This is a genomic window from Acidisoma sibiricum, assembly GCF_057837225.1.
In genome coordinates, this window is record NZ_CM174445.1 from 85877 (window position 1) to 100729 (window position 14853).

Below are 14853 nucleotides of genomic sequence, written 5' to 3' on the forward strand. Positions count from 1 at the left end.
CAAAGGACCGATCCTGTGACCGAAGACAAGCACGAGACCGAGGCTGAAGCCGAGTCGCCAGAAGCGACCGAAGCGGGATCGGACTCCCCCCATCTGGACGACGAACAGCAGCGCCAGGCGGGCGACCGCGCGCCGCCGGGTGCGATCGTCATCCATGAAATCGTCAGGGCCCAAGGCCTGGAGGAACTCTCACGCTCCGCCAGTGCGCTCGCCTGGTCCGGCACCGCGGCGGGGCTTTCGATCGGCTTCTCCTTCGTCACCCAGGCGACCATCGAAGCCATGCTGCCGGATGCGTCCTGGCGTCCGCTGGTCGCCAGTTTCGGCTATTCGCTGGGCTTTCTCATCGTCATCCTGGGACGCCAGCAGCTGTTCACCGAGACGACGCTGACCGCCCTGATCCCGGCGCTGACCCAGCGGACCTGGCCCGTGTTCGCGCGGACGATGCGCGTCTGGGGCATCGTGCTGTTCTTCAACCTGGTGGCGACCTGGATGTTTGGGTATTTGCTGTCACGGCCGGGCATCATGCCACCTGACACGCTGGCCGCGATGACGACGATCGCCGCCAAGACCATGCCCGATCATTTTTGGCACACCATGATCATGGCGGGCGCCGCGGGGTGGATCATCGGCCTCATGGTCTGGCTGCTGCCGGCGTCCGGCACGGCGCAGCCCTTCATCATCATCCTGCTGACCTATACGATTTCGGTCTGTTCCTTTCCGCACATCGTCGCGGGATCGGTCGAGGCATCCTTCGCGACCTTGTCCGGCCATGCCTCCATCAGCGACTATATTATGAAATTTCTGGTGCCGACTTTGGTCGGCAATACGATAGGCGGCACTCTGCTGGCGGCACTGCTGAACCATGCGCCCGTGGCCGAGCATCTCAAGATCAACCGCCAGTAGGGCCCCTATTTCGGGATCACGGTCTGATTTCCGCCCGGGGTGCCCGCCGGCGGAATGACCGGGGTATTGCTCGGCATGGTCGGGTGGATGACCGGCATGCGGCTGATATTTCCCGGTGGCGTGATCACCCCATTGTGCGGGCTTTGGTTCCGAATTTCGGGCGGTCCCGGATTGGCGCCAGGATCGGGGAGAAGAGGGCGGGCTGTGCCCGGCTCGTGGGGCGACACGGTGACGGGGGCCGCGATCACCGTGGCCGGAAGAGCGCTCATTGCGACCAGAAAAATCGCAGCCGTGGCGCGGCCGGCTTGTGCCACGACAGGAGACCGTCGCGCATCAGGCCGCAGTGTCGATTTTGTCATCGCGCCATTCCTCATAGATGGACCTGAAAAATGGGGGGTCTGCGATTTTTCTTGAAGGTTTTCGCTCTTCACGAAGTTGGACCCCGCCCCTGTCTTGGGTCCGCATATTGACCGCTGAGATGTCGGCAGGAATGCTGCAACCGGTTGCTGTCGGACGCTGGCTTTTCGTTCGATTCGGCTGCCGGTGCCGTCGCGCCTAGGAGAGCATTGAGCGGATGAGACTTTTTGTCGCTCTCGACCTGCCCTGGCCCTTGCGCGAAAATTTGGCGCGGCTGGGTTTCGGCATGCCCGGCGTGCGCTGGGTACCGCCCGAAAACATGCATCTCACGCTCCGCTTCATCGGCGAAGTTCCCAATTGGCGGGCAGAAGAGATTGATCTGGCTTTGAATGCCATCAAAGGGCGCGTCTTTCCGCTGGTCCTGACCGGCGTCGGCGTCTTTGAAAAGGGCGGCCGGGTGACCGCCCTTTGGGCCGGTATCGAGCGCTCCCCCCAGCTTGAGCATCTGCAAACCAAGATCGAAACCGCGCTGCAGCGTGCTGGGCTGGAGGCGGAGCGGCGACGCTTCACCCCGCATGTTACGCTCGCACGCCTCGACCAGCCCGCGAGTGAGAAGATAACCCGCTTCATGCAGGGGAATAATCTGTTCCGCGCCGAGGCTTTCCCGGTCGAGCATTTTACCTTGTTCAGCTCCCAGCTTGGCAAGGAAGGCTCGGTCTATACGGCGGAGAACGACTACCGGCTGTCGTGATGGGGAGAGCCCAACCGGTTCCTCACGCTTTCTGACGCTTGTGTAACAGGCATCACGCTGTCTAGAAGGTTGCATGGCTATAAGAGACTTCAGCCCTTTCGCATCCTTGCTCTCCGCCTTGCCGGACGGACGCAAAATGCCTTTCGCCGGATGGTTTGATGAGCGGTAAGTCCCCCCGTGGCGGCTGGCTGCGCGGCGCGCGGCTGAGCCTCGCAAAACTGCCGAGCCTGCGCCTGGCCCGTGTGCCGGATGCGCCGACCTTGCCGGTGCGCGACCTTTGGCCTGGCGACCCAAGTCTTGGCGCCCGATTGCTTAAAGGCGAATTGACTGTTGGAAATTCCGTGTTGCTGCTGCAACCAGGAGCTTGGGCTGATGCCCGTGGATCGGTCACCCTGCGGGCGGCCGCCCATACGTTCACATGGCTACGCGACCTGCGCGCTCTGGGCACCGATGCCGCGCGGCAGCGGGCCCGCAGCCTTGTCTCGGAATGGATTGCGGCCGCGCATAACGATCCGGTCGCGTCACGCCCCGATGTCGCCGGCGCGCGAATCGCCTCATGGCTCGGTCACTACGATTTCTTTGCGGCGAGCGCGGATGATGCCTTTCGCCAAAAGTTGATGGCGCGTCTGGTCGCGGATGCGCGCGCGCTGTCTGCTGCACTCCCGGCCGAAGAAGGCCAGGCGCGCGCGCTGACGGCACTCAAGGGCCTGGTCGCGGCTGCGGTCGCCCTGCCCGATCAAAGCTCCTTTCTGACACGCGCCTTGCGGTTTTTGCCGGCCGAACTCTCCCGCCAGATCTTGCCCGACGGCAGCCAGATCGAGCGCAGCCCGGCGACCCATCTCGCGGCACTCCAGGATCTGACGGAAATACGCGCGTTGCTGCAGGCAGCCCAGGCACCGCCGCCGCCAGCCCTCGGCCCGTCGATTGAAAAGCTTGCCACGGCGCTGCGCATGTTGCGGCACGGGGATGGCGGATTGGCGCTGTTCAACGGCACCAAGGAAGAGACCTCCAGCCTCGTCGATCTGGTGCTGACCCAGGCCGGGCGGCCGACACGGGCGCCAAGTCAGTTGGTCGACGGCGGTTTCCACCGTCTGCAGGCCGGGCGCAGCGTGCTCATCATGGATACCGGCGCGCCGCCGCCGCCGGGTCTGGATACCAATGCCCATGCCGGCACTCTCTCCTTTGAACTCTCAGTCGGACGCGATCGTCTGATCGTCAATTGCGGCTCAGCGCCGGCCGCGCTGAGCGAGTGGCGCGATGCGCTGCGCGCGACTGCGGCCCATTCGACGCTCGTCATCGCCGATACCAGCTCGTCCGAAGTGAAAAGCGAAGGCTTTGGTCCCCGGCGACCGGATAAGGTCGAGGCGCAGCGGCAGGAAGCGAATGGGGCGCATTGGCTGGAAGCGAGTCACGACGGCTGGCTGAAAAACCTCGGCGCCATCCATCGCCGGCGCCTCTACATGGCGGAAAGCGGCGAGGATATTCGTGGCGAAGACGCGGTGGAGGCCGAGACTCCGCAGCCTTTCACTCTCCGCTTCCATCTCCACCCTGCGATTAACGCCACCATCCAGGGTGACGGCGAGGCTGTGCTGATGCGTCTGCCCAACGGGCAGAGCTGGCGTTTCCGCGCCGAAGGGGCGTCGATGACGCTGGAAGAAAGCATCTACATGGGCGGGGTGGAGCCGAAGCGGACGGAACAGATCGTCATGAGTGGCGACGAGGCCAGCGCCCAGCAAATCAAATGGGCTATCAGCAAGGTCGGCTGACCACGGCGCAGCGGCCCATTTCGTGAAAATCATCGAACTCACCAATACTGACTTCGCCATGCGGCATTTCCTGGCGCCGCTGCTGCGCGAAGGCCGGGCGCGCGGCCATGAGATGGTCGGCGCCTGTCCTGATGGTCCGCTGCTGGCGCCGCTGCGGGCGGAAGGCTTCCGCATCATGCCGCTGCCTCTGAAGCGCAGCGCCTCCCCTATCGCGCAGCTGGAGGGTTTTCGGGCCCTGGTCGCACTGCTGCGGGCCGAGAAGCCGGACCTCGTCCATGCCCATATGCCGCTGTCGGGCTTCTGGGGCCGCATAGCGGCCAAAGCCGCCAGCGTGCCGCATATCGCCTATACCTGCCATGGCTTCCTGTTCAACCAGCCGAGCCCCCTGCCCCGGCGCGCGGCGTCCTTCGCCATGGAATGGACAGCGGGTCAGTTCACGGACCTCTACCTCACCGTCTCGCAGGAAGAAGCGCGGGATGCACGCCGCCTTACCATTGCGCGCAATCCGATCGCCATCGGCAACGGGCGCGATCCGTCGATCTTCTATCCCAACCCGGCGGCGCGGACCCGCATTCGCGAGAGGCTCGGCGTGCCGGAGGATCGGGTGGTGGTCGTCATCGTCTCGCGCCTGGTCCGTCACAAAGGCCACCCGGAATTGCTGGCGGCGATGGCAAGCGTGCCGGATGCCGAGCTATGGATTGTGGGCGAACGCCTTGCCTCAGATCATGGAGAGGATCTGGAGCCCTTTTTTGCAAAGTCAGGCCTAGGGCCGCGGCTGCGGCGGCTGGGCTACCGGGAGGATACCGCCGATATCCTGGCGGCCGCCGACATCTTCACCTTGCCGAGCCATTTTGAAGGCCTGCCGATGTCGGTGATCGAGGCGATGCTGACCGGCCTGCCGGTTGTCGCGACCGATATCCGCGGCCCGCGCGAGCAGGTTGTCGATGGTGAGACGGGTTTTCTTGTGCCGCCGCGCGAGATTGCCCCGCTGGCGGAGGCCCTGCGCAAGCTGGCGGCCGATGCGGCTCTCCGCGCCCGCATGGGTGCGGCCGGTCTTGCCTATGCCCGCGACCATTTCGACGAGCAGAAGATCATCGGCCGGACGCTGGATCTGCTGGAAGAAACGATGCCTTGAACGGGTGACGGACCGTCAGGCGAGCGTCGAAGATCCGGCCGTCCTGCAAGTCTTCGGTCAGGAGCGTGTCGCAGCCAGCGTCAAGAGCGGATGCGACGATCAGGGCATCGTAGATCGAAAGACCGTCACGCTCTGCAATCCGTATTGCCTCATCATGGACCGCTTGGGTCAGAGGCCAGGGAGTTGGGAAGATAGTCCTGAACAGGTCCAGATCGATCCTGATCACCAGCCAAGGCCGCCTTAGCTTTCGCTGTGAAACCGATGTGAATTCGTTCAGAACCTGGACGCTGATCTCTCCATCCTGTGCGAGCACTTGCCGCGCAGTGCTATTGCGCGGGTCATTCGTCAGGATCGAATAAACCAGCACATTAGTGTCAAAAACGGCCTATCGCTCATTCGCCTCGTCACGATCGAAACGAAACCCTGGTGGGGCAGGCGAAGCGTTTGCCGCAAGACGGGCTAAAGCTTGTGCCACTCGTCGAGAACGCGCTTCAGAGGTCTCTACCGACAGCTCCGCCAGCTGGTCAGGCCGACTGGCCGGAGCTTTGGTAACAGCCACGTTATCGCCCTCTCGAAGCCCCAGGCTGTCCACCATGTGACGTGGCAGCTTGACCGCGAGATCATCCCCCCAGCGTTGCACCTTCATGAAGTCCTCCCGCAAGCATATGCGAAACTTTACTATAGGAGCAGCTCTGCCGGTTTTCCATAACGCTCACTCTGGACGCCACCCCCATCGCGGCCCTATCTGCGCGCTTCAGTCGCCGGAGAGCCCGCCATGTCAGACCCCGCCCGTATTCCCGTCCGCCGCGCCCTTATCTCGGTCTCCGATAAGACCGGGCTCATTCCCTTCGCCCAGGCCCTGGCCGCAGCGGGCGCCGAAATCCTGTCGACGGGCGGCACGGCGAAGGCCATCCGCGACGCCGGCATTCCGGTCAAGGACGTCTCTGACCATACCGGCTTTCCCGAAATCATGGACGGGCGCGTGAAGACCCTGGTGCCGCAGATCCATGGCGGCATCCTCGCCCGCCGTGACCTGCCCGAGCATCTGGCCGCCATGACCGAGCACAAAATCGCGCCGATCGATCTCGTGTGCGTCAATCTCTACCCGTTCGAGGAAACGGTCGCGCGTAAGGCCGATGCCGAAACCACGATCGAGAATATCGATATCGGCGGTCCGGCGATGATCCGCGCAGCGGCCAAGAACCATGATTTCGTGGCGGTGCTGACTGACCCCGCGCAATATGCCGCGGTCGAGTTCGCGCTCGGCCAGGGCGGCACCGATATCGCGCTGCGCCGCCGCCTGGCCGGTGCCGCTTACGCCCGCACCGCCGCCTATGACGCCGCCATCGCGACCTGGTTTGCAGGCGAGCGTGGCGAGGCCTTCCCCGACCGCTTCACCGTCAGCGGCCAGCGCCGCCAGCTGCTGCGCTACGGCGAGAACCCGCACCAGTCAGCCGCCTTCTACGTGACCGACGACCGTCCCGGCGTCGCGACCGCGCGCCAAGTCCAGGGCAAGGAACTGTCCTACAACAACCTCAACGATACGGACGCCGCCTTTGAATGCGTGGCCGAATTCGAGGAGCCGACCGTCGTCATCGTCAAGCACGCCAATCCCTGCGGCATCGCCTCGGCCGGCAGCATGGCCGCAGCCTGGGACAGGGCGCTGGCCTGCGACCCCGTCAGCGCCTTCGGCGGCATCGTGGCGCTGAACCGCACGCTGGACGCCGAAACCGCGCAGCGCATCTCGGCGATCTTTACCGAGGTCATCGTCGCCCCCGATGCGACGCCAGAGGCCGAGGTGATCCTCGCCGCCAAGAAAAACCTGCGGCTTCTGCTGACCGGCGGCCTGCCGGACCCTGCAGCCAAACTGCCTGCTTTCCGCTCGCTCGCCGGCGGTTTTCTGGTGCAGGACCGCGATGCCGGCCGCGTGACGGCGGCCGATCTGCGCGTCGTTACCAAGCGCGCGCCCAGTGCAGAAGAGCTGACGGATCTCCTGTTCGCCTTCCGCGTCGCCAAGCATGTGAAGTCCAACGCCATCATCTATGCCAAGGCTGGTGCGACGGTCGGCATCGGCGCCGGACAGATGAGCCGCGTCGACAGCGCCCGCATCGCAGCCTGGAAGGCGGGCGAAGCCGCCAAGGCCGCCGGTCTGGCGGAACCGCTGACGCGCGGCTCGGTCGCGGCCTCAGACGCTTTCTTTCCGTTCGCGGATGGGCTGGAGACGATCATCGCCGCCGGCGCCACGGCTGTCATCCAGCCGGGCGGTTCCATGCGCGACAATGAGGTGATCGCCGCGGCGGACGCCGCCGGCATCGCCATGGTGCTGACTGGCATGCGCCACTTCCGACACTGAGCTTGCGCGGGGCGCCTGCCCGCGCGGGCAGGCGCCCCGCTACTCCAGGTCTTCCGTGCTGCTGCTCCAGGTGGCGCTCGAAATGCCCGGCATAGACTCGAGCTTCGTCACGACAGCATCCAGATCCCGCGCCTCCACCGCCGTCGCGACCAGGGTCGCCAGGACTTCCGCCAGACCATCGGGCCTGTCCGTCAGCTCGATATCGCTGACCGGATAATGCGCCGCCTGCAGCAACTTCATCATCGCTTTGCGCGCCGCCGCGGCACCTTCGACCGTCGTCATGACGCTGACTTCGTAGATCGCCTCGACGGTGCTGCCCAGAAGCGGCGCACGGTTGATGCGGTTGACCAGCGGCTGCAGCAGCGTATTCGCACCGACCACGAAAAGCGTCAGCAGCGCGGCCTGGGCCGCGAGATTGGCGCCCGCACAGGCGCCGACCGCCGCCGAGCACCAGAGGGTCGCCGCCGTATTCAGGCCACGGACGTTCAGCCCGTCCTTCATGATAACGCCAGCGCCGAGGAAGCCGATGCCAGAGACGACGTAGGAGACCACCTTCACCCCGCCATGGCCGCCGTCGAGATTCATCGCGAGATCGACGAATTCGCAGGCACCGAGCGCCACAAGCACATTCGTGCGCAGCCCGGCGCTGCGCTGCTTCCATTGCCGCTCGGCGCCGATCGCGGTGCCGAGGACGAAGGCAACGATCAGGCCGATCAGCGTATTGAGGAAATCGAAAGTCTGGAAGGTTTTGAAGATCAGCATCATCGCCCCCTAGCCGGAAACGCCCCTGCGGCCAAATCCTTCTCGCATGAAGAAATCAAGACACTGAGGGCGAAGCCTGCGGCGCGATCGATACCGCCTATCGTCGCGATAGAAATGCGACATCGCTTTTGCGAGGCAGTCGCAGATTTTGCTGATAGAGACTTGCACTGCGATTGCGAGCAATTCTCATCATTACGAATCCGACTTGATCGTTTCGCTCACAATGGGCACAATTGGCGTCATGCGAAACTTCTCCGATCTCTCTGAAAAAGAAATCCTTGCCCTCGCGATCGCGAATGAAGAGGAAGATGGCCGGATCTATCTCGATCTCGCTGAAGGTTTGCGGACCGATTATCCGACCACAGCGCAAATCCTGAAGGACATGGCGGAGGAGGAGAATGAGCATCGGCGCTCGCTCCTCGATCTGTTCCAGGAGAAATTCGGCGACCATATTCCGCTGGTGCGCCGCCAATATGTGCGGGGCTTCCTGGCGCGCAAGCCCATCTGGCAGATGCAGCCGATCCGCGTCGAAGCAGCGCGCGCGCTGATGCAGTCTATGGAAATGGAGGCCGAGCGCTTCTACAGCCGGGCGGCCGGCCGCAGCCAGGACACCTCAATCCGAAAGCTGCTGGGTGATCTCGCCGTCGCCGAAAGCGGCCACGAACATCGGCTGGATGAACTGGTCGAGACCAATCTGACGCATGACGAACGCGGGGCCGAATCCGAGGCCGCACGCCGCAACCTGGTGCTGCGCTATATCCAGCCGGGACTTGCCGGGCTGATGGACGGGTCGGTCTCGACGCTCGCCCCGCTCTTCGCCTCGGCCTTCGCCACCGGCAGCAGCTGGCAGGCCTTTCTGGTCGGCATCTCCGCCTCTTTGGGCGCCGGCATTTCCATGGCCTTTGCCGAGGCCCTGTCCGACAACGGCTCGCTGACCGGCCGCGGTTCGCCGGTTGTGCGCGGCATCGTCTGCGGATTGATGACGACGATCGGCGGCCTCGGCCATAGCCTGCCCTTCCTGATCCCCAATTTCCATCTCGCCCTGGGGATCGCCATGGCCGTCGTCGTCGTCGAACTCGCCGTCATCAGCTGGGTGCGCTGGAAATATATGGACACGCCGCCGGTGGCAGCGACCCTGCAGGTCGCCTTCGGCGGTGCGCTTGTCTTCGCAACCGGCGTGCTTATCGGCAATAGCTGAAGGCGGCCGCACCCAGGGCAATGACCCCGACCTGAACGCCGCAGGCCACGCGGTACAGGCGCAGCGCGCGACGCAGGTCGGCCGCCGTCGCCTCGGCGCGGCCGTCACCCATCCAGCCATCGGCGACCAAAGTCTCGCCATAGACGCGCGGACCGGCAAGGCGCAGGCCGAGCGCACCGGCCATGGCAGCTTCCGGCCAGCCGGCATTGGGGGAGCGATGATGGCCCGCATCCCGCCACACCGCCCGCGCACCGGACCGCCAATCCAGCTTGCCGAAAGCGGCAGCGATGAGAATGAACAGCGCCGCCAGGCGCGAAGCCGGCAGATTGATCAGGTCATCGAAACGGGCAGAGGCCCAGCCGAAGGCACCATGCCGTGCCGTCCGATGACCGATCATGCTGTCAGCCGTGTTCACCGCCTTGTAGCCGGCCATGCCCGCAAGGCCGAGCAGCGCGCCCCAGACGGTGGGCGCTACGACACCATCTGAGAAATTTTCGGCGAGACTTTCAATTGCCGCGCGCACCACGCCTGCCTCGTCGAGATGCGCCGGATTGCGCCCGACGATCTGGGACACCGCCGCGCGGCCGCCAGCGAGACCCTCCCGCTCCAGACCATTCGCCACCGCAGCGACATGATCATGCAGGCTGCGCTGGGCCAGCAGGCTTGATCCCAGTACAGCCAGCACGATCAACCCGAACCACCGCCCGCAGGCAACCAGGAGAACGAAATCAAGGATCAGAACCGCGCCGAAGACGGCACCCAGCAGGAACAGCAGGGCAAGCACGCCGCGGATACGGCGATGCAGGTCGGACAGGTCGGGCTTGTTGAGACCTCGGTCGAGCCAGCCGATCAGGGCGCCGATCCAGACCACCGGATGGCTGACCGAGCGAAACACGAAGCCCGGATAGCCCAACGCCGCCTCAATCAGCAGCGCCAGCAGCGTCATCAGGAAGGACGCCGAGAGGGAGCCTGGCATCAGCGACCCGTCGCGGCGCGGAGCACGCCATCGATCAAGTCTGTATCCTCCCAGACGAGGCCGACACCGCCAACCACTATTCCAGTGCGGTCGGCCAAGGGCAATCGCGCGCGATCCTTGGGCGTCGTCAGCAGGCGCGCATCCGCGGCGGCGGCCTCCTGACGCAGTCGCGCAAGCTCGGAAGGGCTGTAGGCGTGGTGGTCGGCGAAGGCGCGCGCGCCGATCAGCGTGAGGCCCGCAGACCGCAGACCGGCAAAGAACTTTTCCGGCCGACCGATACCGGCAAAAGCCAGATAGCGGCCCGCAGGGTCCAGATGGCCGAGGTCCGGCTGCAGCCGTGCGCGGAGCACGGGAAGCGCGGGCGGTAGCCGGGCCAAGGCGCCACGCTCATCTTCGCCGATCAGCACGGCGGCGTGGCAGCGCCCTGCGGCAACGGCGACCGGCTCCCGCAAAGGCCCTGCCGGGAGGAGACGCCCATTGCCAAAGCCGAAACCACCGTCAATGACAAGCAGGCTGCAGGTTTTCACGAGACCGGGATTTTGCAATCCGTCATCCATGACGATGGCGCCGGCGCCATCCGCGACCGCCGCGCGCGCGCCGGCCGCGCGATCGGCCGCGACCCAGGTGGGTGCGGCCGCGGCCAGCAGCAGCGCCTCGTCACCGACCAGAGCCGCGTCATGCTGGGCGGCATCGACCCGCAGCGGCCCCGGTGCGCGACCGCCATAGCCGCGCAGAAGCGCATGGGGATTGGCGCCCATGGCGGTCAACCGATGCAGCAGGTCGAGCGCGAGCGTCGTCTTGCCGGAGCCACCAACCGTCGCATTGCCGCAGCAGAAAACCGGGATCGGCGGCTGCCAGCCCGCACGCGCGACGCGCCGGGCCGTCACGGCCGCCGTGATCAGGCCGAAGGGCGCCAGGACGTAGGCCAGCCAGCCGCCATCCGTCCAGAAACGCGGCGCACGCATGCCCGCGGTCAGCTCCGGCTGCCGGCCGCGAGACGGGAGAGATGGGCTGCAATCTCCGCCGGCAGGCTGGCATAGGCTTGCAGCAGTTTTGCCCCCTTCTCACCCATCGCCGACGTGCCCCAGGGGTCGCGCAGCCGGGCGTCCAGCCAATCGCCCAAAGTTTGCGGGTCCGTGACCCGGGTCAGGGCGCCTCCTGCCTCAAGCAGCGCCACGGTATCGGTGAAATTCTCGGTATGCGGCCCGACGACCACGGCACGCCCCAGCCGCGCGGGTTCGGCCGGATTCTGGCCGCCATGGCGGATCAGGCTGCCACCCAGGAAGGCGAGCGGCGCCAGGCGATAGATAAGGCCGAGTTCACCCACCGTGTCGGCAACCCAAATGCCGCCGCTGCGCGGCGGGTTCTGACCCAGGCTTCGCCGTGGCGCGCCGCCTGCCGCCAAGGCCATATCGGCGCCGCGCTCTGGATGACGCGGAACCATGATGGTGAGCAGGCCGGGATGCGTCGCCGACAGCCTGGCATGGGTCTGCAGGATCAGGTCATCCTCGCCGCGATGCAGGCTGGCAGCGACCCAGACCGGGCCCCCGATCATGCTGGACAGCTGGGAGAGCGTGGCATTGTCCACCGGCAAGGGCGGAGCGGCGAGTTTCAAGTTGCCGGCGGGCAGGATCGGCGTCGTTGCCAGCGACGCAAAACGCTCCCCATCCTGCGCGCTTTGAGGATGGATGACGCTGAAGAAGCTCAAGATCTGGCGCACAGAGCGCGCGGCCCATTTCCACCGGCTGAGGCTGCGGGCGGAGAGACGGGCATTGACCAGCATGAGCGGAATGCGCCGCCGCGACGCGGCAGCCAGAAGATTGGGCCAGATCTCGCTTTCCACGAAACCGGCCGCATCCGGCCGCCAATGATCCAGAAATCGCGCGGCCCAACCGGGGACATCCAGCGGCACGAAGCGATGGATGACACGCCCCTCCAAGCCCATTTCCGGCAGGCGTTTGGCCAAAAGCTTCTGCGACGTTACCGTCCCGGTGGTCAGCAGCAGACTGCCCGGCGCCTCCGCCAGAATAGCCAGCACGGGCAGGATGGAAATCGTCTCGCCCAGGCTTGCCGCATGCATCCAGATCAGCCGGCCGCCGGGGCGGGGCGTCGTGTCAATCGCTTCGCGTTCGGGCAGGCGGTCGGCGATCTCTTTTCCCCGCGCGACCCGGCGGCGCAGCATGAGGCGGAGTGCCGGGGTGGAGACGCGGGTGAGGCCAGCCCAAAGGGCGAGCGGCAAGGTCATGATGGCGCGCCGTCCGCGGGCGTGATGCCACAGAGCCGGTCCGCCTTGGCGCTGGCCGCATTCAAAGCATCGACCACGCGAGGCATATGGGCCGCCCAATCGGCGCGCGGCACGGTAAAGGCGGGCTCCACCACAATGACGCCGCGGCTGAAGGGCACCGGAAAGGGCAGGATCATGCGATCCCAGCTCGGCATGCGCATATGAAAGCGGCATTGCGCCGAGGCCGCGTAAATCGGGGCGCCGGTCGCCGCCGCCAATTGCACAACGCCTGCCGCCGCGACCTTGGCCGGCCCGCGCGGACCGTCCGGGGTGATGGCGATATTGCTGCCTTCGCGCAGCAAAAGCAGCATGTTGCGGAGGCTCGCCGCCCCCCCCTTGGAGGACGAGCCCACGACAGTGCCGAGGTTGAAGCGGCCGACGGCCTGGCCGATGAACCGCCCATCATTGTGGCCGCTGACGAGAACATAGGTCCGCATCGACGCGCCGAGGCGCTGCGCCTCGATCGCCAGGATCGACATCATGGGCAGGCGCTCATGCCAGAAGCAGACCAGGCCGGGCGTCTTCTCATGCGTGGTCGGCGCCAAATTCTCGAGGCCGACGAAGTCCCAGCGCGTCGTGCGATAGACGAGGGCGAGATAGACGCCGACGAAGCGGGCAAAGCCATCCTTCAGCCGTGGATGCCGCACTAACCATTTGAACCATTTGGGGGTACGGAATTTCCGCGTCCGCGGGGGCTTCGGACGCTTCGGCTTGATCGGGTCTGGGGTAAGGCTGTCTGCCATGGGCGGGCGGTAGCACGGCCCCCGGCTGGCGGCAATGAAACCGCCCTGCCGCTCACTTCACGAAGAGTAAGTCATTTCGATATTGAATCTACATGACGTCTTCGCCGATAAGGCAGGGTGCGCCCGCTTTATCACCCACCCCTGATCGCTGCCTTGCTGCTCGGCGCTGTCCTGCTCGGCACGGCCGCGACGCTGCGCGACCCGGAATATGATGAGGGCTACACGGCTTTCGTGACGGGCACAGCGCCGCGTCCGGCCTGGCCGACGACACCCTTTCGGGCAGGCGATATGCGGGCAGCCTTCGCCCCGGCCCCCGCACCATGGCAGATCGCCCACAATCTGCGGCGGACGGACGTCCACCCCCCGCTGTATTTCTGGACGGTCTGGGCCTGGCGGCGGGTGTTCGGCCCAAGCCTGCTGGTCAGCCGTCTGCTGTCGGTCGCCTTCAGTCTGGGCACGCTGGCAGCCCTCGCCGCTATAGCCCGACAGGCGGCGTTTCCCGTACTGCCCAGCCTTGCCTTGACGCTCGGCGCCTACGGCTTCGTCGAGACCGGCATCGTCATGCGCGGCTTCGCCCTGGCACAATGCCTGATGATGTATGGCCTGCTGCTCACGATGACAGCTGGACGCGAGAATGGCTGGCCGCGCCTGCGACCGTTTGCGGCGGGGCTGCTGCTGGGGGCGGCGAGTTTTTCCAACTATCTCACGGCCTTCACGGCGGTGGCAGCCTTGCTGTGGCTGACGGCGCGCAGTGCCCGGCGGTCCTTATGGCTGCTTGCCGGATTGCTGCCCTTTATCGGCGGCGATCTATTTTTCTTTTTGGCCCAGAGAGAAAGCCGGATCGGCCAGTTTCCGCCGTTTAGCCCGGGCGGAATGGCAGGGGCGCTGGCCCACGCCATAGGCGGCGCGCTGCTGGGCGGATTGCCGCTCTATGTGCCGCCGGGCGCGGAGCGCCGCCTGCTGACCGGCGTGGTTGGCGCTCTGCTGGCCATGATGCTTCTGCTGCCCTGCCTGCTCTGGCGCCAGACTGCGGCGAACCGCCCGGCGACCCTTCTTGTCGCCATGGCCGCCGCCGCACCACCGGCCGGGCTTTGCCTGATGGGCCTAGCCGCCGACACCATTCCCGTCGAAATCCGCTACCTGTGCTTTTCCATTCCACCCTTCGCGCTGCTGCTGGCCGCGTCCCTGGCGCAGCTTCCGCGCACGGCGCGTCTCTGCAAGCTGGCTGGAATTCTGGCCGTGCAGACCCTCGCGATCCTCGGCCTGCTGACGCGGCCTGAGACGATGCAGCCCGAAGGCGCGGCTGCGCGGGCGGCCTGGGCCCAGATTAGCGCACAAGGAATTGTCCTGCTGCCACGGGGCAATGACGGTGTCGGCATTGTTTTCGCCTTCCTTACCGCGGCACCTGACGATCTGCATGTTCTCCTGGTGACCCCGCAGACGACTTTGACCGAAGTCTTAAATCTTCTGACGGGTCCGCGGCGGCAGCGCCTCACGATAGCATTGGTCGCCGCCGACCGGGACAGCCGTGCGACCGTGCCGCTTTTGGGTGCAGTGCAAAAAAATACCCGGCAAATGCGTTGACGCCTCTGCCAGCCAACTCCTACCGTCATTTTTGAAAGTTT

The 14853-nt window shown here is 65.6% G+C and carries 14 protein-coding genes; 7 read left to right on the top strand and 7 right to left on the bottom strand.

Annotated features, from left to right (window positions below):
* The first annotated feature begins 15 nt into the window (after nt 1-15).
* Nucleotides 16-903, top strand: coding sequence for a formate/nitrite transporter family protein (locus AC3G7M_RS00420; RefSeq protein WP_489213707.1), 888 nt, complete (start codon nt 16-18; stop codon nt 901-903).
* Nucleotides 904-908: 5 nt separating this feature from the next.
* Here the strand turns inward: AC3G7M_RS00420 and AC3G7M_RS00425 are convergent, their stop codons facing one another.
* The gene (locus AC3G7M_RS00425; RefSeq protein ID WP_489213708.1) at nt 909-1262 is read right to left on the bottom strand and encodes a hypothetical protein; all 354 of its coding nucleotides are present in this window, start codon (nt 1260-1262) and stop codon (nt 909-911) included.
* Nucleotides 1263-1477: 215 nt separating this feature from the next.
* Here AC3G7M_RS00425 and thpR point away from each other — a divergent pair, with 215 nt between their 5' ends.
* The 3 genes from thpR to AC3G7M_RS00440 all read left to right on the top strand — a co-directional run bounded on the left by thpR (nt 1478) and on the right by AC3G7M_RS00440 (nt 4912).
* On the top strand, nt 1478-2011 hold the full coding sequence (thpR, locus tag AC3G7M_RS00430; protein WP_489213710.1) for an RNA 2',3'-cyclic phosphodiesterase: 534 nt from the start codon (nt 1478-1480) through the stop codon (nt 2009-2011).
* Nucleotides 2012-2169: 158 nt separating this feature from the next.
* Nucleotides 2170-3777 (top strand): heparinase II/III family protein, encoded by a 1608-nt coding sequence (locus AC3G7M_RS00435; protein ID WP_489213711.1) that lies wholly within the window; start codon nt 2170-2172, stop codon nt 3775-3777.
* 22 nt (nt 3778-3799) lie between these two features.
* Nucleotides 3800-4912: a glycosyltransferase family 4 protein gene (locus AC3G7M_RS00440; RefSeq protein WP_489213712.1), complete on the top strand. Its 1113-nt coding sequence runs from the start codon at nt 3800-3802 to the stop codon at nt 4910-4912.
* Here AC3G7M_RS00440 and AC3G7M_RS00445 read toward each other — a convergent pair.
* The gene (locus tag AC3G7M_RS00445) at nt 4869-5279 is read right to left on the bottom strand and encodes a PIN domain-containing protein (protein ID WP_489213714.1); all 411 of its coding nucleotides are present in this window, start codon (nt 5277-5279) and stop codon (nt 4869-4871) included. The two genes, AC3G7M_RS00440 and AC3G7M_RS00445, sit on opposite strands and share 44 nt — an antisense overlap.
* 408 nt (nt 5280-5687) lie before the next feature.
* Between AC3G7M_RS00445 and purH the strand changes: the two genes are divergently transcribed.
* Entirely contained in the window at nt 5688-7265 is a 1578-nt protein-coding gene (gene purH / locus AC3G7M_RS00450) for a bifunctional phosphoribosylaminoimidazolecarboxamide formyltransferase/IMP cyclohydrolase (RefSeq protein WP_489213716.1), read from the top strand.
* Between the two features lie 39 nt (nt 7266-7304).
* Here the strand turns inward: purH and AC3G7M_RS00455 are convergent, their stop codons facing one another.
* Complete coding sequence (locus tag AC3G7M_RS00455) at nt 7305-8030, bottom strand: MgtC/SapB family protein (RefSeq protein WP_489213718.1); 726 nt, start codon at nt 8028-8030, stop codon at nt 7305-7307.
* Between the two features lie 238 nt (nt 8031-8268).
* On the opposite strand from AC3G7M_RS00455, the gene mbfA reads away from it, so the two are divergent.
* Nucleotides 8269-9225, top strand: a complete 957-nt coding sequence (gene mbfA, locus AC3G7M_RS00460; protein ID WP_489213719.1) for an iron exporter MbfA — start codon at nt 8269-8271, stop codon at nt 9223-9225.
* Here mbfA and cbiB read toward each other — a convergent pair.
* The 4 genes from cbiB to AC3G7M_RS00480 are packed head-to-tail and all read right to left on the bottom strand — an operon-like array spanning nt 9209 to nt 13132.
* Entirely contained in the window at nt 9209-10201 is a 993-nt protein-coding gene (gene cbiB, locus AC3G7M_RS00465; RefSeq protein WP_489213721.1) for an adenosylcobinamide-phosphate synthase CbiB, read from the bottom strand. The two genes, mbfA and cbiB, sit on opposite strands and share 17 nt — an antisense overlap.
* Nucleotides 10201-11166: a tetraacyldisaccharide 4'-kinase gene (gene lpxK, locus AC3G7M_RS00470; protein WP_489213723.1), complete on the bottom strand. Its 966-nt coding sequence runs from the start codon at nt 11164-11166 to the stop codon at nt 10201-10203. Before lpxK ends, cbiB begins: the two co-directional genes overlap by 1 nt.
* 8 nt (nt 11167-11174) lie before the next feature.
* Nucleotides 11175-12446, bottom strand: a complete 1272-nt coding sequence (locus AC3G7M_RS00475) for a 3-deoxy-D-manno-octulosonic acid transferase (protein ID WP_489213725.1) — start codon at nt 12444-12446, stop codon at nt 11175-11177.
* Nucleotides 12443-13132: a lysophospholipid acyltransferase family protein gene (locus tag AC3G7M_RS00480; RefSeq protein ID WP_489213726.1), complete on the bottom strand. Its 690-nt coding sequence runs from the start codon at nt 13130-13132 to the stop codon at nt 12443-12445. Before AC3G7M_RS00480 ends, AC3G7M_RS00475 begins: the two co-directional genes overlap by 4 nt.
* A gap of 213 nt (nt 13133-13345) precedes the next feature.
* Between AC3G7M_RS00480 and AC3G7M_RS00485 the strand changes: the two genes are divergently transcribed.
* On the top strand, nt 13346-14812 hold the full coding sequence (locus AC3G7M_RS00485; RefSeq protein ID WP_489213727.1) for a hypothetical protein: 1467 nt from the start codon (nt 13346-13348) through the stop codon (nt 14810-14812).
* The last annotated feature ends 41 nt before the right edge of the window (nt 14813-14853 follow it).